Here is a 17,887-nt window from a genome sequence, read left to right on the forward strand (position 1 = left end):
GAGGCGACGGTGTCACCACGGGCCGCGGCCCCGCGGGGGACGGCGTCGTCCCCGGCGTCGGGCTGCCGCCGCGTCCCGGTCCCCGGACCGGCAGAGGGCCGCCGCGCGGCTGCCCGAGCCGGCGGCTCCCGCACGTCGCCGCCTTCACCGGCCGGTTCCCCCCGGGCGGCACCGGCCCCGGCGGGACCGGCGGGACGCCGCCGGGTCGCACCGGCACGAACCCCGCCGGCCTCCCGCCCCGGCGTCTCGTCGTTCCCGCCGGTCGGCCCACCCGCGTCGTCCCCGTCCACAGGCTGTCCCTGCGTCGCCGTCATGGCCGTACGTCCTCCGGTCTCGCCTCGTTGTGCCCGGTCAGGTGGAGTCCCTGGCGCCGGACCGTCGCGGCGAGCGTACGGTGTCCGTTCTGTTCGGCCGTGACGACCCGCTCCTGCGGCAGGGCGCGCTGCCACCACTCGCCGCTCGCGGCATCGGCGGTGGCGCGCAGATCGACCAGTGCGGCGGCGAGGCCTCGGCGGGCGAACTCCAGTGCCGTCGGGGCCGGGTCCGGCCGGGCGAGGAGGCGGGCGGCGGTGTCGCGGGCACGCTCGGCGGCCGTCAGGGCGTGTTCGAGGCGGTCGCCGGAGCGGCGGTTGGTGACGGCGACGGCGGCGACGAAGCCGACCAGCGCGCCGACGAGGGTGTCCACGACCCGTTCGGCGATCAGCGTGCCCGCGTCCTCGTACCGGGCGAACTCGGTGATGAGCAGTGCCATCGGGGTCACGCAGACGCTGCCGAGCCAGTAGTTGCGGCTGATCAGCGCCTCCGCGCCGAAGTTCAGGGCGAGGCAGGTGAGGACCAGGGCGGCCTGGTGGAGGTGGGCGAGCGGGACGATCGCGGCGAAGGCGAGGACGCCGACGAGGTTGCCGACGACGCGCTGGACGCCGCGGCTCCAGGTGAGGATGACGTTGGCCTGGTAGAGGGAGGCGGCGGTGACCAGGGCCCAGTAGGGCCGACCGACACCGAGTGCGAGGGAGGCGTAGCCGGCCAGGGCGCAGCCGAGGGCGGTGCGGACGGCGAGCGGGGAGAGGGGACCGAGACGCCGCCACAACGGCGTTCGCGGCGCGGCCGGTTGGCTGTCCACCCCGAGGAGCTCGTCGTCGTCCACCAGGTCGTCGGGGCGCGGGACGGCCCCCGTGCCGCGCAGTGCGCGGGCCCAGTCGCGCAGTCGTGCCGGGTCGGTGTCGGCGGGCGCGGCGAGGGCCACCTCGGCGCGGACCACGAGCCGCTCCAGCGCGCGTCCGGTGTCCCCGCCGCGGGCCGACAGCAGTGTCTGCCACGCGGTGTGCACGGCGGCGGCCGCGGCGGCGCGGGTACGGGCGTGCCCCTCGCCGGTGCCGCGCGTGGCGGCGTACGCGGCGGCGGCGTTCAGCGCCTGCGCGGTGGCACGGCGCTCCGGGCCGTGCGGACGCAGCAGGCCCGGCGCCATGCCGACGGTCCAGGACCACGCGCCCGCGACGAGTGCGAGACCCAGGTGGCCGGGGATCTGACCGAGGGTCTGCGGCGCGAACAGCGCGGCGGAGCTGATGAAGGTGAGGATGACGTTGCCGGGCGGTCCGATCCGGGTGGCGTCGCAGAGGGTCTTCTGCGCGGCCGCGAGGAGGGCGCCGACGGTGACGAGGACGACGGCGTCGGTGGTGAGGGCCGCCGCGAGCAGCGCGACGGCGAGCCCGCCCGTCATGCCCAGCACCACCAGGGCCAGGACGCGGGCGCGGGCGGCGTAGGGGCGGTTGTGGGCGTACAGCGCGCACAGGGATCCGGCCATGGTGTACATCGCCAGGTCGAGGCGGCCGAGGGCCAGCAGGATCAGATTGGGCGGGGCGACGGCGGCGACGACGCTGACCGCGGGCTTGAACCAGATGTCGGAAGGGCGCCCGAGCCTCAGTACCCCGGCCAACGGGAGACGGACACGGGAGCCGGCCCGGTGGCGGGGACGGGGGGCGGGACGGGGGTGGTCGCCGGGTCGCTGGGGGGTCGCGCTGCTCGAACTCACTCTCATCAATTTAGCAGGTGTTTTACCTGTAAATGATATGCCGCGGCATCGCCGGGACGTCCCTCTCACCCGCTGTGCTCCCTCGAATGCCCCCCGTGTACATCCTTGCGCTCGCGTGCGCACCGCGTGCCGCGGGCATCGCCTCCCTGGACCGTCCGTCGAGCGGGGAGGTACGCGTGCACGGACCGGCATCGCCCGGCTGGCTGTTGGTCGCCGTGTGTGCGGCCACCGGCGCCTACTGCCTGCTGCGGATGCGGAGCAGCGACGAGACGCAGCGCCGGGCCGCGGGCGACGAGGCGCTGATGGGTTTCGGAATGGCCGTGATGGCCGTGCCGGGCACCGCGTTCACCCCGCCGGCTTGGGTCTGGCCGGTGTACGCGACGGTCTTCGGCGGGGTCGCGCTGCGGGCCCTGTGGGCGGCCCGGACGGGCTCGCACCACCTGCACCACCTGGTGGGCGCCGCGGCCATGGTCTACATGGCGGCCGCGATGGCGGCGTCCCCCGCGGCAGGTCACGGGCACGGCGGCTCCGGGGTGCCCGCGCTCACGGGCGGCCTGCTGGTCTACTTCGCGGCGTACGTCCTCGTCTCCGGAGCACGGCTGCTGCCGGTGGCCGGGGTGCCGGGCAGCGCCGGTGCGGTCGCGGGGGGCGCGACGGCGGGGCGTGCCGTGGCGTGGGGCGACCGGCCCGAGCTGGCGCGTGCCTGCCGGCTGTCGATGGGGATCGGGATGCTGGCCATGCTGCCGGCCTTCTGAGGCGCCGGCCCCGTGGGGGAGGGCAGGGGCGTGTCCGGCCCCGCACCCGGCCCGCAGGCCCACGTCCCGCAGCGGGTGCACCGGCTGCCGACGGCCCCGGGGCCGGCTCGCCGCGGCCCGTCGGCTGCGACTGACGTCCGCGGCCTCGCCGGCCCCGGTGCTTCCGGTGCTGGTGACGCCGGGGCCGGCGCTGCGGGCACTCGGCCGAGACGGCCCGGCCGACGGGTGGTTGGCTTGGCACCCCGCAGTTCGGCAAGGATCACTTCATGCACCACCACTCCGTCGACTCCCCGCCCGCCCCGTCGCCGTACCGCACCGCCGTCCGCACGGCGATCGCCCTGGGCCTGTGCTCGCTCGTGCTGCTGATCCTGGTGGCCGCCCAGTGGCATCCCCTGGTCTCCGCCGACGGAGACATCTCGCGCACGACCCACCGCTGGGCGGTCGCCGATCCCGACGTCACCCACGCCGGCCGCATCCTGACGGACTGGGTCTGGGACCCGTTGACGATGCGACTGCTGTGCGCGGCGGTGGCCGTGTGGCTGGTGTGGCGCCGCTCGGCGTGGTGGACGGCGGTGTGGCTGATCACGGTGTCGGCGGTCGGCACCGCTCTGCAGCAGGGGCTCAAGGCCGCGGTCGACCGCGAGCGCCCGGTCTGGACCGACCCCGTCGACTCCGCCCACTACGCGGCCTACCCCTCCGGCCACGCCCTCACGGCCACCGTGGTCCTGGGCCTCCTTCTGTGGCTCCTGCACCGCCACGGCGCGGGTCCCGTCCTGTGGCGTACGGCGGTGGCGGTGGCCGTCGTCTCGGTGGCGGGCGTCGGACTGACCCGCGTCTGGCTGGGGGTCCACTGGCCCACGGACGTCCTCGGCGGCTGGCTCCTGGGCGCGATGCTGGTGTGCCTGGCGATCGCGGCGCACGTGAGGTGGCGGCCGTGACCCGCCGGACGACCGCGGCCCCCGTGCGGTGACGGCCCTGCGCGCGTCCCGTGGCCCGCGGCGGCGTGTTCGTCCGCGTGTTCCCCGACGCGGATCCTTCCGGGGCGCGCCACCCGGACCTGCCGCTTTCCGGGAGCGGCTCCATGACTTCCACCGTGCCGTTCGACTTCTCCGGCACCCTCTTCGGCATCGAGTCCGCCGAGTCGTGGCTGCGGGCCGTGCTCGACGCGGCCGGTGCCATGCTGCCGGAGGGCGAGCTGCCGGAAACGGCTCGGGCGCTGGAGGCGGCCGGTGCGCTGCCCGGCGGAGCCTTTCCGGTGCGGATGCCCGAGGAGCCGGCGGGCCTGTGGCGGGTCAGCCCCGGTAGCCCTCCACCTGCGACGAGGACCGCACCCGCGCCTCGTCCGGGTTCTCCCCGAACTCGGCCTTGGCGCGCCGCTGGCGCAGCAGGTCCCAGCACTGGTCGAGGGCGCGTTCCAGTTCGCCGAGCCGCTGGTGTCCGGTGGAGTCGTCGATCCGGCCGGCCGCCAGGTCCTCCCGCAGCCTGCGCTCGTCCTCGACCATCGTCGTGATCCGGGTGAGGATCTCCCGGTCCTGTCCGCTGTCGGCTGCCATGGCGGTGCGCCCTCTCCTCGGCTCGGCACTGCTGCCCACTGTAGGGACGGCCGGGTCCTGAGGCGACCGATGAAGCAAGGGGGTGCGCGGAGAGTACAGACCCGCGGAGCGAAGTGGAGGGAGATGGGGGAACCGAAGGGCGAGAGCCTCGAAAAGGTGCCTCAGAAAACCATCGGGCGAGAAGTGCGCCCACTCTGGACGATCCCCCGCGTCGCCCAGAGCAGGCGGCTCCCGGCACGCCTCCGCAACGGAGCCGACCGGTCTGCGTTGAGTATAGTTGGCTGGCAGCCAGTCAACGCAGGAGTTACAGGATGTCCCCGCGCAGCGCCTCGGTCAATGAAGAATTGCGTCGGCGTTCCCGGGAACGGCTCCTCCAGGCGGCCGTCGAGCTGGTCAGCGAGCGCGGGTACGAGGCGACGACGCTCGGCGCCATCGCGGACCGGGCGGGATCGGCCCGCGGTCTGGTGTCGTACTACTTCCCGGGCAAGCGTCAGTTGGTGCAGTCGGCCGTGCACCGGCTGATGCACCGCACACTGGAGGAGGCGCTGGAGCGCGAGCCGCGCGTCGAGGACGGCCGGGAGCGGATGGCGCGGGCCGTCGACGCGATCCTGGGGCTGGCCCGGGACCGGACGGTACTGATGCGCCAGCACATGGCGGGACTGCTCCAGGCGGAGGGGTTCGTGCAGTGCCCCGAGCAGCGGCGGCTGGCCGAACTGCTGCGGGACACGGTGGCCCGGCACGGCTCGCCGGACGTCGACACCGATTACCCGATGCTGCGCTCCCTGCTCATGGGCGCCGTCTACGCGATGGTGCTGCCGAACGTGGGCATGCCCCTGACGCCGCTGCGGGCCGAACTGTTCACGCGGTACCGGCTGGACTGGGCCCAGGGGGTCCCGCCGGACACCGAGGCGCCCGGCGGGACGTGCGACACCGATTTCTCACGCTTCTTCGCGACGGGCCGGCCGACCGCGTCCGATCCGGGGCCCGCTGATCGAACGGGGCCTGCGGACCGGACGGGGCCCGCGGGCGGGCCGAAAGCCGTCGATCAGTCGAAGTAGTCCGGCTGCGTCTGGACGTTCAGCTCACGCAGTCGCACGTGCTTCGCCGGGTCCGTGCGCCGGTCGTCGATCTTCAGCACGTCGAAGCCCTTGGCGATGTCGTTCGAGTAGATGTAGCCGTTGTAGTAGTACGCCGACCAGGGGCCGGCGGTCGTCAGCCGCTCGGTGTTGACCGGGCCGCGCTCGAAGTAGGCGATCTCCTTCGGGTGGGCGGAGTCGGTGAAGTCCCACACGGAGACGCCGCCCTGGTACCAGGCCTGGACCATGATGTCCTTGCCCTTGACCGGGATCAGCGAGCCGTTGTGCGCGACGCAGACCTCGGTGGGGGCCTGGGGGCGGTCGATCTTGAAGTAGCTGCGGAAGACGAGCTTGCGCCTGTCGCCCTTGCCGACGATGTCGTAGATGCCGTCGGCACCCTTGTCCGGGCCGATCTCCGCGGTGCAGGTGGCCGCGCCGCCGCCGCCCAGCTCGTCGGTGAAGACGACCTTGTTCGCCTTCTGGTTGAAGGTCGCCGAGTGCCAGAACGCGAAGTTCACGTTGTCCTGGACCTGGTCGATGACCTTCGGGTTCTCCGGGTCCTTGATCGAGAACAGGATGCCGTCACCCATGCAGGCGCCCGCCGCCAGGTCCTTCTCCGGCAGCACGGTGATGTCGTGGCATCCGGTCGTCTTGGAGACACCGGGGTTGGTGGGTCCGCCCGGGTTGCCGCCGCCGTCCGGCCCCTCCCCCGGGAACAGCACCGGGAAGTTCACGATCGCGGCCTTCTCCGGCGCCTTGCGCGGCACCTTGATGATCGAGATGCCGTCGTGCGGGGGCTGGCAGTCGGGGTAGGCCGCGTTGGGCGAGTACGACGAGACGTAGACGTAGACGTTCTTGCGCTCGGGCACCAGCGTGTGGGTGTGCGAACCGCAGGCGGTCTCGACGGCGGCGACGTACTTCGGGTTCGCCTTGTCGCTGATGTCGAAGACCTTCATGCCCTCCCACGAGGACTTCTCGGTCGCGGGCTGCGTGGTGCTGTTGCAACTGCTGTCGCTGCGCGAGGAGTCGGTGGACAGGAACAGCAGGTCGCCGGAGACGGAGACGTCGTTCTGCGAGCCGGGGCACAGCACCTGGGAGACCGTCTTCGGGGCCTTCGGATCGCTGATGTCGAAGACGCGGAAGCCGTCGTAGTTGCCGGAGAAGGCGTACTTGCCCTGGAAGGCCAGGTCCGTGTTGGTGCCGGGCAGCAGGTCCTTGGGGATGTTGGCGAGATGCTCGATGTTGGCGGAGTGGACGATCTCGTCCTGGCCCGGTATCTCGCCGTCGGCGATCGCCTCGGCCACGTCGGCCTGCGCCTTCTGGGACACCTCGCGCTCCACGGCCGGGCCGTCCCCCGGGTCGGGGGTCGCGGCGGCCGGCACCGCCGAGAGCAGCGTGGCCAGGAGTCCGGCACAGGCCGCGACAATTCCCAGCCGTCTGTGCCGCGTTCGGGATTCTTTCAACAGGGTCACTGCGTCCTCCCTAGTCGCCGTCCACAGGGAACGGTTCACGGTCCCCGAAGTATCGTCTTCATCATGCACAGATCAATAGTCGGCAACGCACTTGTCATGAATGTTTTCGATCAGTGAGGCGCAGACTCGTACCAGGACGGTCCAGGATCGTCCGCCCACTCATGGCCGGTTCTGAACTCGCCAGCACCTGGAGGTCGTTGTGCCCGTCCGCCGTGCGTCCCTTGCCGCCGCCGCGCTGTTCGCCCTGGCCCTGACGGGCTGCGACTCCGGGTCGGACTCCGGGTCGGGCGCGGCCGCCGGGCCGTCGGTGATCGTGCCGGGGAAGCCGGGAGAGGCCAACCGGACACTCTCCGCCCAGGACGCGGCGGAGCAGCGCGTCGACGACGACACCCCCAACAGTGCGGACATCGACTTCGCCCGGACGATGATCGAGCACCACCGCCAGGCCCTGGAGATGACCGGACTCGCCGCGGAACGGGGCGAGTCGGCGAAGGTCAAGGCGCTCGCCTCCCGGATCACCGCCGCGCAGGGGCCGGAGATCGAGGCCATGGAGAGCTGGCTGGCGACCTACGACAAGGACGGCAGCGGCGCGGGCGGCGGACACGGGCACGCCGCGATGCCCGGGATGGCGACCGAGGCGCAGTTGAAGAAGCTGCGGGCGGCGAGCGGCAAGGCCTTCGACCAGCTCTTCCTGACCTTGATGATCACTCACCACGAGGGGGCCATCACCATGGCCGCGGACGTCAAGGCGCAGGGGAACAACGTACGGATCGAGGAGATGGCCGACGACGTCGTCGCGGAGCAGACGACGGAGATCACGCGGATGCGCGCGATGCTCTGACGCCCACTCCTCCGGAACTCCGGCCGCACGGCGTTCCGGGCGGGCCGAGGCGGCACGGGGCGCCTGACCGGGGCGGGACGCGGCGAAGCCCCCGGACCGGGCCGCGCTGCGCTGCGCTGCGCGACGGGGCCGGCATGGATCGGTGCAGGGGACACACAGCGGCAACGTCCGTGAAATCAACAAACTGTTCAAGCCTCGTACGGTCTCGTGCTGTCCGGATGTCGCCCCCACTCCCCCGCACCCACCCCTCTCCCGTCTCCCGCCGCCCTGGAGTGCCCATGGCCACGACCACGCCCGTTCATCCCGTCGACGAGGTGCCACCCGCACGGCAGTTGGCCGCCTTCGGCCTCCAGCACGTGCTCGCGATGTACGCGGGCGCGGTCGCCGTGCCGCTGATCGTGGGCGGCGCGATGAAGTTGTCACCCGCCGACCTGGCGTATCTGATCACCGCCGATCTGCTGGTGTGCGGCATGGCCACGCTCGTCCAGTGCGTGGGCATCTGGCGCTTCGGCGTACGGCTGCCGATCATGCAGGGCTGCACCTTCGCGGCGGTGTCGCCGATGGTGCTGATCGGAACGACGGGTGGCGGGCTGCCCGCGATCTACGGCTCGGTGATCGTGGCCGGGCTGGCGATCGTACTGCTGGCGCCCGTGTTCGGCAGGCTGCTGAGGTTCTTCCCGCCGCTCGTCACCGGCACGGTCATCCTGGTCATCGGCGTCTCCCTGCTGCCGGTCGCGGGCAACTGGGCGGCGGGCGGGGCCGGTTCGGCGGACTTCGGGGAGCCGGAGAACATCGCGCTCGCCGCTTTCGTGCTGGCGGTGGTGCTGGGCGTGCAGCGGTTCGCGCCGGCCTTCCTGAGCCGGATCGCGGCGCTGATCGGCATCGTGGTGGGTCTCGCGGTCGCCGTCCCGTTCGGTTTCGCCGACTTCGACGGGGTCGCCGACGCCGACTGGGTCGGCATCAGCACGCCGTTCCACTTCGGGGCTCCCGTCTTCGAGGCGTCGGCGATCGTCTCCATGCTGGTCGTGGCGCTGGTGTCCATGACGGAGACGACGGGTGACTTCATCGCGGTCGGTGAGATGACCGGCCGCAAGGTCGACCCGTGCTCCCTCTCCGACGGTCTGCGCGCCGACGGCCTGTCGACCGTGCTGGGCGGCGTCTTCAACACCTTCCCCTACACGGCGTACGCGCAGAACGTGGGGCTGGTCGGCATGACCCGGGTGCGCAGCCGCTGGGTCGTGGCCACCGCCGGCGGCATCCTCGTCCTGCTCGGCCTGCTGCCCAAGCTGGGCGCGGTGGTGGCGGCGGTTCCGGCGCCGGTTCTCGGCGGTGCGGGCCTCGTGATGTTCGGGACCGTCGCGGCGAGCGGGCTGCGGACGCTGGCCGAGGTCGACTTCGAGGACAACCACAATCTGACCGTGGTGGCCGTGTCGGTGGCGATGGGCGTGCTGCCGGTGGGCGTGCCGACGGTCTACGAGAAGTTCCCCGACTGGTTCCAGACCGTGATGAACAGCGGTATCAGCGCGGGCTGCGTGACCGCGATCGTCCTGAACCTGCTGTTCAACCACCTTCCCCGAAGCGGTGGTCCGAGCGCTGGTTCACCCCGCGCGAAGACGCCGGGCCTCGCGGCCGGCGGCGTCGAGGACGGCGTCGAGAAGCCCCGGGAAGAGGTCGTCTAGGTCGTCCTTGCGCAGGCCGTTCATCTTGGCCGTGCCCCGGTAGACCTGCCGGAGGACGCCGGCTTCGCGCAGCACCCGGAAGTGGTGCGTGGTGGTCGACTTGGTGACCGGCAGGTCGAAGTGGGAACAGGAGAGCTCGTCGCCGTCGGCGGCGAGCTCTCGCACGATCCGCAGGCGCATCTGATCGGAGAGCGCGTGCAGCACGGCCTCCAGCCGGATCTCCTCGCGCGCCGGATGCGGAAGATCACGGCTGCTCACTGCGGGGGTGGTCACGGCGGCTCCACTTCGTCGGGAATCCCCATGGTACGAGATCCATCGTAGTTTGACACTCGACGTACTACGATGCCTATCGTACGAGTTGACCACCGGCCCCGTGACGAATGGAGTCCGCCGTGAGCGCGCTCTTCCAGCCCTACTCCCTGCGCGACGTGACGATCCCCAACCGGGTGTGGATGCCGCCCATGTGCCAGTACTCGGCCGCACCCGAGGGCCCGCTGACCGGCGTCGCCACCGACTGGCACTTCGCGCACTACGCGGCCCGCGCGACGGGGGGCACCGGCCTGATCATCGTCGAGGCCACCGCGGTGTCCCCGGAGGGCCGCATCTCCCCGTACGACCTCGGCATCTGGAACGACACCCAGGTCGAGGCGTTCCGCCGGATCACCCGGTTCCTCGTCGGGCAGGGCACCGTCCCCGCGATCCAGCTCGCCCACGCCGGCCGCAAGGCCTCCACCGACCGGCCCTGGAAGGGCGGGGCGCCCGTGGGGCCGGAGGCGCACGGATGGCAGCCGGTGGGCCCGAGCCCGGTCCCCTTCGCCGAGGCCCACCCGGTGCCGAGCGAGCTGACCGCACCTCAGATCGCGGGGATCGTGGGCGAGTTCCAGGACGCGGCACGGCGCGCTCTCGCCGCCGGCTTCGAGATCGCCGAGATCCACGGCGCCCACGGCTACCTGATCGGCAACTTCCTCTCCCCGCACTCCAACCACCGCACCGACGAGTACGGCGGCTCCTACGAGAACCGCACCCGGTTCGCACTGGAGGTCGTCGACGCCGTACGGGCCGTGTGGCCCGACGACAAGCCGCTGTTCTTCCGCATCTCCGCGACCGACTGGCTGGAGGAGGACGGCTGGACCCCCGACGAGACGGTCCGCTTCGCCCGTGAGCTGCACGCGCACGGCGTGGACCTGCTCGACGTGTCCACCGGCGGCAACGCCTCGGGCGTGCACATCCCGGTCGGTCCGGGCTACCAGGTCCCGTTCGCCGCGCGGGTGAAGGCCGAGACGCCGATGCCGGTCGCCGCGGTGGGCCTGATCACCGACGCCGGGCAGGCCGAGAAGATCCTGGTCAACGGCGAGGCCGACGCGGTGCTGCTCGGCCGCGAGCTGCTGCGCAACCCCTCCTGGGCGCGGCAGGCGGCCCGCGAGAGGGGCGCCGAGGTGCGGGTGCCCGACCAGTACCACCGGTCGGTGTGAGTCCTGGGCCCGGGTGCCGCGGGCACCGCGGCGCTCGCGGCGCCCGGCGCCGCGGCGGTGAAGACGCGGGCACGTCTCCCGTCGGCGAACAGCCTCACCGCGCCGTCGGCCGTCCTGCGCGCCCCTCGTCCCGCCGGGGGGGCGGGGCCCCGGTCGCGGCGACGTGGCGTCGCCGCGACCGTTCCCCCGCCCCCGGATTTCCGCGCCGCACGCGGCGAGCGGCATCAACCCAGTGCGCACTGCGTCCCGTTCAGCGTGAAGGAGGAGGGCGCCCGGCTGTCGCCCGTGTGGCTCGCCTGGTAGCCGAGGGTGACGCTCGCGTTCGGCGCGAGCGTGCCGTTGTACGACGCGTTCGTGGCCGTCACGGCCCCGGAGGCCGGGGTGTAGGTGGCGCCCCAGGCGTTGGTGACGGCCTGTCCGGCGGGCAGGGTGAAGCCAAGCCGCCAGCCGTTCACCGTCGAGGTGCCGGTGTTGGTGAGCGTCACCGAAGCGGTCAGACCGGTGTTCCACGCGCTGGTGGACACGGCCACCCTGCAGGAGTCCGTGGGCTGGGGATCCGGTCCGGGCTCGCCGCCGGCGTCCAGGCCGAAGAAGGTGAGCACCCGGGCGGCCATGCCCCACGCGTAGAGGTTGTGGCCGACGCCCTGGAGACTGATGGCCTCCACCGGGGCCCGGTCACCGGTGCCGCCGTAGCGGGTGCGGGTCCAGCCGGTCTGCGGCGAGTCGGTGGCGGACGGGGTCTGGCCGATCCCCCGCACCTCGGTCCACTGCTTGATCTCCTCGCCGAAGTTGGGGTAGCGCAGCACGTCGTCCTCGGTGCCGTGCCACAGCTGCATGCGCGGCCGGGGTCCGGTGTAGCCGGGATGGGCGCCTCGCACCAGGTCGCCCCACTGCTGCGGGGTGCGGACGACGGTGCCGCCGGAGCAGGCGCTGTTCCATTCGGAGCCGTCGGTGGTGGCGAAGCAGCCGAACGGGACTCCGGCGAACGCGGCGCCCGCCGCGAACACGTCGGGATAGTCGCCGAGCAGGACGTTGGTCATCATCGCGCCGGAGGAGATGCCGGTGGCGAACACGCGCGAGGTGTCGGCGGAGTAGGCGGCGCTCACCCAGTCGATCATCGACTTGATCCCGACGGGGTCGCTGCCTCCGTCACGGCGGAGCGCCTGCGGCGAGGAGACGTCGAAGCACTTGCTGCTCCGGGTGACGGACGGGTAGACGATCACGAAGCCGTACCGGTCGGCGAGTTGGGCGTACTCGGTGCCCGAGTGCATGGCCGGGCCGGAGCCCCCGCACCAGTGCACGGCGACGAGGACGGCGGGGTGGGCGGTGACGCCGGCCGGCGCGTACACGTACATCCGGAGGTCGCTGGGGTTGGCGCCGAAGCCGGTGACCTCGGTGAGGGTGGCGGGCGGGACCGCCGCCGGCACGGAGAGCGGCCGGGCGGAGGCGGCGGGGGCGGCGAGCAGGGCGCCGGTGAGCAGGAGCAGCACCGCGAGTACCGAACGCAGCGCTCTCCTGAGGGATTCGGGGGTGATCACGCCGGTCCCTTCTGTTGACGGCTCGTCGTGCACGGAAGGAGGGTTCAGCGGGCGGAGTTCGTCCGGACCTCGCATAGTGGCATGCACACGCCTTCCATGGAAGCGCTCCCACGGTCTCGTTCCGCAGAGCCCCACCGGTCGGCCGTCACCGTCGGACGACTTCCGCCGTCTTCTGCGCGAGGCGTTGACTAGAAAGCGCTTGCCCTCTACGTTCCGTTCAGAAGTGTGGACGAGCCGCTCGCCGTGACCCGCGAGACTCCACGCCGCCCGAGCAATATGTTCAACATCGAGAACAAAGTTCATATAGGAGAATCACGTGTCGTTCTGGCGACGTCCGGCGCGACCACCGGAGAACTTCGACCATCCCCACCTGGAAGAAGGCATCGGGACATGACTTCCCCAGCACTCACACGCCCTCGCGGGCGCGCCCTGACGGGCTCACTGGCCGCCGTCGGCCTCGCGGTTGGCATGATCATGACTAGCGGGGCGCTCACTCCGGCGAGCGCGGCCACCTGGCCCACCGCGAACGGCAGCCAGGCCGTTTCCGCCACCATCTCGGTCTCCGGCACCAAGGACTACGGGATGAAGCGCCTGTACGGCACGGGCGACCTCGGCAGCGGCAGCCAGGACGAGGACCAGGGACCCATCCTGGAGCTGGCCGCCGGCGCGGTCCTCAAGAACGTCATCATCGGCGCGCCCGCCGCCGACGGCATCCACTGCAAGGGCAGCTGCACGCTCCAGAACGTCTGGTGGGAGGACGTCGGCGAGGACGCGGCGACCTTCCGCGGCTCGTCGTCGTCCAACGTCTACAACGTCGTCGGCGGCGGGGCGAAGGAAGCCAGCGACAAGGTCTTCCAGTTCAACGGCGCCGGGACGCTGAACGTCTCCAACTTCGCCGTCAAGAACTTCGGCACCTTCATCCGCTCCTGCGGCAACTGCTCCACGCAGTACAAGCGGACGATCAACCTGAACACCATCGAGGCCACCTACAAGGGCGGCAAGCTCGTCGGCATCAACACCAACTACGGCGACAGCGCGACCCTGCGGGGCATCACGATCGTCGGGGACACCAGCAAGAAGATCGTCCCCTGCCAGAAGTACATCGGCAACGACGACGGCGACGAGCCGACGACGAACGGCTCGGGCCCCGACAGCACGTACTGCAAGTACTCCAGCTCGGACATCGCCTACAAGTAGGCCGAGCACCCCGCAGACCGGGCGTTCCCCCCACGGGCGGCCGGAGGAGGCGACCCGCACGCGCCCCCTCCGGCCGTCACGCGCGTTCGCGCGTGCGAGCGGTCACCTCCCGCTGGAACCCGGCGTAGGCGGCGCGCAGCGCGGCGCCGGGCCAGTGCGCCGGCAGCAGCTCGGGGGGCAGGACGGGGTCGGCGAGGAGATGGCGCACGACGGCCGCGAAGGCGGTGAAGCGGTCGGCGGGCCGGTCGGCCCGCTCGAGGTGCGCGAGCAGGGCCCGGCCCCGGGCGGCCCACTCCTCCAACGGCCACAGAAGCGCCGCCAGTTCCCCGGCGGAGGTGTCCGGGCGGGCGGTGAAGTGACGGGTGACGGGATCCAGTTCGGCCGGCCAGGGGCGGCTCAGGGTCGCGGGGCGCAGCCAGACGCCCTCTCGCAGTTCCGCGAGCCGCAGGTGCGTCAACTCGGTGCGCAGTTCGGCCCGTTCGGCGGGGCTCCGGCCGGTGGCCGTCACCACGGCCATCTCCCAGTCGCCGTTCCAGGGCAGGGTAGCCGGGTGAACGGCGTCGTCCTGCCGGCGCCGGCGTTCCAGCAGGCGGTCGCTGAGGCCGTACACGGAACCGGCGCGCCGCAGGTCGCCCGCCGCCACCATCCGGCTGAGCGCGGCCCGCAGCGTGGAGCCACCGACGCCGAAGGGTTCCACCAGCCGGACGAGGTCCTTCACCGGCAGCTGGGGGGGATGGGCGCCGAGCAGCAGGCTCAGCACCACCGACCGGGCCGACAGCGGCGGCAGCTCCACCCCCGCGGGCCCGGACGTCACGTTCCTGTGCATGAGGACGTACTGTACGTCCGCCGACGATGTTGCACTATTGCTGCGACTGCACCGTAGATGCAACATGAGGCCATGAGCCCCATGGACGCAGAACCCCCGACCCTCTCCCCCGCCACGCACGACGTCACCAACCAGCCCCCGCCCCTGGCCCCGTACGACGCCTCCGACGACGCGGCCCTGCTGGAGGGGGTGCGGCGCGAGGGCGCCGGGTGGGCGGAGGCGGACCTGCGCCGCCTCGGCCGGCGGGCCGGCGGTCCCGAGGCGCAGGAGTGGGGCGAGCTGGCGAACCGGCACGGGCCGGTGCTCCGCACCCACGACCGGTACGGCCACCGGGTCGACGAGGTCGACTTCCATCCCGCGTGGCACGAACTGATGCGGGTCGCCGTCGCCGAGGGCCTGGCCGGAGCGCCCTGGTCGGACGCCCGGCCGGGGGCCCACGTGGCGCGCACGGCCGGCGGGCTGACGTGGGGGCACACGGAGGCCGGACACGGCTGTCCCACCTCGATGACGTACGCCGCCGTCCCCACCCTGCGCCGCGAGCCGGAGCTGGCGAAGGTGTACGAACCCCTGCTGACCGGCCGCGAGTACGACCCCGGGCTGCGGGTGCCGACGCAGAAGCGCGGGTTGCTCGCGGGCATGGGGATGACCGAGAAGCAGGGCGGCTCGGACGTCCGGACCAACACCACGAGGGCGACGCCCACCGCCGAGCCCGGGGTGTACACCCTGCGCGGGCACAAGTGGTTCACGTCGGCGCCGATGTGCGACGTGTTCCTGGTCCTCGCCCAGGCCCCGGACGGCCTGTCGTGCTTCCTGGTGCCGCGCGTGCTGCCCGACGGCACCCGCAACACCTTCCGCGTCCAGCGGCTGAAGGACAAGCTGGGCAACCGCTCCAACGCCTCCTCCGAGCCCGAGTTCGACGGGACGGTGGCCTGGCTGGTCGGGCCCGGGGGGCAGGGCGTGAAGACCATCGTCGAGATGGTCAACTGCACGCGCCTGGACTGCGTGATGATGTCGGCGGCACTGATGCGCAAGACCCTCGTCGAGGCCGGCCACCACGCGCGTCACCGCGGCGCGTTCGGCGCGCGGCTGTTCGACCAGCCGCTGATGCGCAACGTCCTGGCGGACCTGGCGTTGGAGTCCGAGGCCGCGACCATCCTCACCCTGCGGCTGGCCGGGGCGGCCGACCGGGCGGCGCGCGGCGACGCGGGCGAGCGGGTCTTCCGGCGGATCGCCACGGCCGTCGGCAAGTACTGGGTCACCAAGCGGGGGCCGGCCTTCACGGCGGAGGCCCTGGAATGCCTCGGCGGCAACGGCTACGTGGAGGAGTCCGGCATGCCCCGGCACTACCGCGAGGCTCCCCTGCTGTCGATCTGGGAGGGCTCGGGCAACGTCAACGCCCTCGACGTCCTGCGGGCGTTGACCCGCGAACCCGCCACCGCGGACGCCCTCTTCGCCGAACTCGCCCTGGCCCACGGGGCGGACGCCCGGCTGGACGCGGCGGTGGCCGGGCTCAGGTCCGGCCTCGGTGAGGCCACGCAGGCGGGAGCCCGTCGGCTCGTGGAGCGCATGGCCCTCACCCTCCAGGCGTCCCTCCTGGTCCGGCACGCGCCGCCCGCGGTCGCCGACGCCTTCTGCGCGACCCGGCTCGGCGGCGACTGGGGGCACTCCTTCGGCACCCTGCCCGACGGCGCCGACCTGGACGGGATTCTGGGGCGGGCGCTGCCACCCGCCGGCGACTGACGAGGGCCCGGGGGCCGCGGAGCCGCACGGAACAATTTCAGTTAGAGGGTGTCACGAAAGCGATTGACACTCCCCTTCGCGCGAGTTACAACTTGTAACGAAAACGAAAGCCAGTAACTCAGCGGACCGCATGGAGGTCGTCGTGAACGCCGAAGAACTCGTCGAGGTCGTCCTGCCCGGCAAGGTGGAGCCCGAGGGGCTGCACCTGCGACACGGCGTCGTGCCCGCCCCCGGCCCCGGACAGGTCGTCGTCCGGATGGAGGCGACCGGGATCTCCTTCGCCGAGCAGCAGATGCGGCGCGGCCGGTACTACGACCAGCCGCCGTTCCCCTTCGTGCCCGGCTACGACCTGGTCGGCACCGTCCTGGCGTCCGGCGCGGGCGTCGAGCCGGGCCTCGCCGGCCTGCGGGTGGCCGCGCTGGTGAAGGTCGGCGGCTGGGCCAGCCACGTGCTCGTCGACGCGGCGGACGTGGTGCCGGTGCCCGCCGGGGTGGGCGCGGCGGAGGCGGAGACGCTGGTGGTCAACGGCATCACCGCCTGGCAGATGCTGCACCGCAAGGCACGGGTCCGCGCGGGCCGGACCGTTCTGGTGCACGGGGCCAACGGCGGTGTCGGCTCGGTGCTGGTCCAGCTCGCCCGGGCGGCGGGCGCCAGGGTGATCGGCACCGCCTCCGCCCGCCATCACGCCGCCCTGCGGGACAAGGGCGTGGAGCCCGTCGACTACCGCACCGACGACATCCCCGCGCGTGTCCGCGCCCTCGCCCCCGGCGGGGTGGACGCCGTCTTCGACCACGTGGGCGGCCCCGGCATCGTCGACTCCTGGCGCCTCCTCGCCCCGGGCGGCACGCTCGTCTCCTACGGCAGTGCCTCCACCCGGGACGACGAGGGCTCGGGCCGACTCCCCGTGCTCAAGCTGCTCGGCCGGGTGTGGTTGTGGAACGCCCTGCCCAACGGGCGCCACGCCTTCTTCTTCAACGTGTGGGCCGGACGGGCCCTGTCCCGCGACCGGTTCCGGGCCCGGCTGCGCGCCGACCTCGCCCAGGTCTTCACCGCCCTCGAGCGCGGCGAGGTCACCGCCCAGATCGCCGCCCGGCTGCCGCTCGCCCAGGTCGCCGACGCCCTGCGGCTGGCCGAGTCCGGGACCGTCGCCGGGAAGGTCGTGCTCACCCCGTAGTAGCCCGCACCCGCCCCGCGGCCGAGCGCCGCCGCCGTCCGCCCGGACGGCGCGCTCCACCGTCGCGCGACCGTCTCGGGCACGCGGCGCCCCACCCCACCCACCGGACGAAGGAAACCCCGTGATCAGCACGCGCTCCCGAAGGGGCGCGCGCCGGGCCGCCGCGGTCGCCGTCCCGCTCGCCCTCGCCGGTGTGCTCGGGACGACGACCGCCCCGGCCGCCGAGTCCGCGCGGTCCACCCGGTCCGCCCAGGCCGCCCCCGCACGGACCGCGCACCGGGACGGGTGCCGCGGGCAGGGCGTGGACGACTCCGCCCTGATCCGGTACGAGTCCGACATCGTGATCGACGCGCCGGTGAGCACCGTGGGGAAGCTGCAGACCGACGTGGAGCGCCGGCCGTCCTGGCAGCCACCCGTCACCGGCTCGGAGCGCCTCGACACCGGCCCGCTGCGCCGGGGTTCGCGGTTCCACTGGACGACGCCGGCGCCCGCCACCCCGACGACCCCCGCCACCACCCTCGGCATCACGTCCACG

15 protein-coding genes and 2 pseudogenes are annotated in these 17,887 nt (G+C 72.7%); 11 read left to right on the forward strand and 6 right to left on the reverse strand.

The features are described 5' to 3' along the window. Nucleotides 1-310 precede the first annotated feature (310 nt). A complete protein-coding gene (locus AB0N31_RS12850; protein WP_366058390.1) occupies nucleotides 311-1,933 on the reverse strand; it encodes an FUSC family protein in 1,623 nt (540 codons plus the stop codon). Nucleotides 1,934-2,205: 272 nt separating this feature from the next. On the opposite strand from AB0N31_RS12850, the gene AB0N31_RS12855 reads away from it, so the two are divergent. The 3 genes and pseudogenes from AB0N31_RS12855 to AB0N31_RS12865 form a co-directional block, all read left to right on the forward strand. Further along, nucleotides 2,206-2,784, forward strand: coding sequence for a DUF5134 domain-containing protein (locus tag AB0N31_RS12855; protein ID WP_366058391.1), 579 nt, complete (start codon nucleotides 2,206-2,208; stop codon nucleotides 2,782-2,784). A gap of 266 nt (nucleotides 2,785-3,050) precedes the next feature. Continuing rightward, nucleotides 3,051-3,722 (forward strand): phosphatase PAP2 family protein, encoded by a 672-nt coding sequence (locus AB0N31_RS12860; protein ID WP_366058392.1) that lies wholly within the window; start codon nucleotides 3,051-3,053, stop codon nucleotides 3,720-3,722. A 143-nt stretch (nucleotides 3,723-3,865) separates the two neighbouring features. Continuing rightward, nucleotides 3,866-4,078, forward strand: a pseudogene (locus AB0N31_RS12865) (hydrolase); the annotation flags it as partial. Here the strand turns inward: AB0N31_RS12865 and AB0N31_RS12870 are convergent. Further along, nucleotides 4,077-4,337 (reverse strand): DUF2630 family protein, encoded by a 261-nt coding sequence (locus AB0N31_RS12870; protein WP_366058393.1) that lies wholly within the window; start codon nucleotides 4,335-4,337, stop codon nucleotides 4,077-4,079. The pseudogene AB0N31_RS12865 and the gene AB0N31_RS12870 sit on opposite strands and share 2 nt — an antisense overlap. Nucleotides 4,338-4,648: 311 nt before the next feature. Between AB0N31_RS12870 and AB0N31_RS12875 the strand changes: the two genes are divergently transcribed. Continuing rightward, nucleotides 4,649-5,395 carry a helix-turn-helix domain-containing protein gene (locus tag AB0N31_RS12875; protein ID WP_366058394.1) on the forward strand — a complete coding sequence of 249 codons (747 nt, stop codon included), beginning with the start codon at nucleotides 4,649-4,651 and terminating at the stop codon, nucleotides 5,393-5,395. Here the strand turns inward: AB0N31_RS12875 and AB0N31_RS12880 are convergent. Further along, a complete protein-coding gene (locus AB0N31_RS12880; RefSeq protein ID WP_366058395.1) occupies nucleotides 5,383-6,885 on the reverse strand; it encodes a hypothetical protein in 1,503 nt (500 codons plus the stop codon). The two genes, AB0N31_RS12875 and AB0N31_RS12880, sit on opposite strands and share 13 nt — an antisense overlap. A 199-nt stretch (nucleotides 6,886-7,084) precedes the next feature. Between AB0N31_RS12880 and AB0N31_RS12885 the strand changes: the two genes are divergently transcribed. Then, entirely contained in the window at nucleotides 7,085-7,726 is a 642-nt protein-coding gene (locus tag AB0N31_RS12885) for a DUF305 domain-containing protein (RefSeq protein ID WP_366058396.1), read from the forward strand. A 278-nt stretch (nucleotides 7,727-8,004) separates the two neighbouring features. Beyond that, complete coding sequence (locus AB0N31_RS12890) at nucleotides 8,005-9,405, forward strand: nucleobase:cation symporter-2 family protein (RefSeq protein WP_366058397.1); 1,401 nt, start codon at nucleotides 8,005-8,007, stop codon at nucleotides 9,403-9,405. Here the strand turns inward: AB0N31_RS12890 and AB0N31_RS12895 are convergent. After that, entirely contained in the window at nucleotides 9,325-9,678 is a 354-nt protein-coding gene (locus AB0N31_RS12895) for a helix-turn-helix domain-containing protein (protein WP_366058398.1), read from the reverse strand. The two genes, AB0N31_RS12890 and AB0N31_RS12895, sit on opposite strands and share 81 nt — an antisense overlap. Nucleotides 9,679-9,797: 119 nt before the next feature. Here AB0N31_RS12895 and AB0N31_RS12900 point away from each other — a divergent pair, with 119 nt between their 5' ends. Beyond that, nucleotides 9,798-10,877 (forward strand): NADH:flavin oxidoreductase/NADH oxidase, encoded by a 1,080-nt coding sequence (locus tag AB0N31_RS12900; RefSeq protein WP_366058399.1) that lies wholly within the window; start codon nucleotides 9,798-9,800, stop codon nucleotides 10,875-10,877. Between the two features lie 224 nt (nucleotides 10,878-11,101). Here AB0N31_RS12900 and AB0N31_RS12905 read toward each other — a convergent pair whose 3' ends face one another. Beyond that, nucleotides 11,102-12,415: a PHB depolymerase family esterase gene (locus AB0N31_RS12905; protein ID WP_366058400.1), complete on the reverse strand. Its 1,314-nt coding sequence runs from the start codon at nucleotides 12,413-12,415 to the stop codon at nucleotides 11,102-11,104. Between the two features lie 390 nt (nucleotides 12,416-12,805). Between AB0N31_RS12905 and AB0N31_RS12910 the strand changes: the two genes are divergently transcribed. Then, complete coding sequence (locus AB0N31_RS12910) at nucleotides 12,806-13,612, forward strand: pectate lyase (protein ID WP_366058401.1); 807 nt, start codon at nucleotides 12,806-12,808, stop codon at nucleotides 13,610-13,612. A gap of 76 nt (nucleotides 13,613-13,688) precedes the next feature. Here AB0N31_RS12910 and AB0N31_RS12915 read toward each other — a convergent pair whose 3' ends face one another. Next, nucleotides 13,689-14,438: a PaaX family transcriptional regulator C-terminal domain-containing protein gene (locus AB0N31_RS12915; protein ID WP_366058402.1), complete on the reverse strand. Its 750-nt coding sequence runs from the start codon at nucleotides 14,436-14,438 to the stop codon at nucleotides 13,689-13,691. A gap of 72 nt (nucleotides 14,439-14,510) precedes the next feature. Between AB0N31_RS12915 and AB0N31_RS12920 the strand changes: the two genes are divergently transcribed. From AB0N31_RS12920 to AB0N31_RS12930, 3 genes and pseudogenes are all read left to right on the forward strand, one after another. Further along, complete coding sequence (locus AB0N31_RS12920) at nucleotides 14,511-16,178, forward strand: acyl-CoA dehydrogenase family protein (protein ID WP_366058403.1); 1,668 nt, start codon at nucleotides 14,511-14,513, stop codon at nucleotides 16,176-16,178. Nucleotides 16,179-16,308: 130 nt separating this feature from the next. After that, on the forward strand, nucleotides 16,309-17,352 hold the full coding sequence (locus AB0N31_RS12925) for a medium chain dehydrogenase/reductase family protein (RefSeq protein ID WP_366058405.1): 1,044 nt from the start codon (nucleotides 16,309-16,311) through the stop codon (nucleotides 17,350-17,352). A 364-nt stretch (nucleotides 17,353-17,716) separates the two neighbouring features. Beyond that, a pseudogene (locus AB0N31_RS12930) lies at nucleotides 17,717-17,881 on the forward strand (hypothetical protein); the annotation flags it as partial. Nucleotides 17,882-17,887 lie beyond the last annotated feature (6 nt).

This window comes from Streptomyces sp. NPDC051051, assembly GCF_040682975.1.
In the GTDB taxonomy this organism is placed as follows: Bacteria; Actinomycetota; Actinomycetes; order Streptomycetales; family Streptomycetaceae; genus Streptomyces.

Bases quoted from the DNA above. Each gene is read 5' to 3' on its own strand.
- AB0N31_RS12890 (WP_366058397.1), top strand. From the start codon at position 8,005: ATGGCCACGACCACGCCCGTTCATCCCGTCGACGAGGTGCCACCCGCA.
- AB0N31_RS12910 (WP_366058401.1), top strand. From the start codon at position 12,806: ATGACTTCCCCAGCACTCACACGCCCTCGCGGGCGCGCCCTGACGGGC.
- AB0N31_RS12925 (WP_366058405.1), top strand. From the start codon at position 16,309: ATGGAGGTCGTCGTGAACGCCGAAGAACTCGTCGAGGTCGTCCTGCCC.
- AB0N31_RS12920 (WP_366058403.1), top strand. From the start codon at position 14,511: ATGAGCCCCATGGACGCAGAACCCCCGACCCTCTCCCCCGCCACGCAC.
- AB0N31_RS12860 (WP_366058392.1), top strand. From the start codon at position 3,051: ATGCACCACCACTCCGTCGACTCCCCGCCCGCCCCGTCGCCGTACCGC.
- AB0N31_RS12915 (WP_366058402.1), bottom strand. From the start codon at position 14,438: ATGCACAGGAACGTGACGTCCGGGCCCGCGGGGGTGGAGCTGCCGCCG.
- AB0N31_RS12870 (WP_366058393.1), bottom strand. From the start codon at position 4,337: ATGGCAGCCGACAGCGGACAGGACCGGGAGATCCTCACCCGGATCACG.
- AB0N31_RS12875 (WP_366058394.1), top strand. From the start codon at position 4,649: ATGTCCCCGCGCAGCGCCTCGGTCAATGAAGAATTGCGTCGGCGTTCC.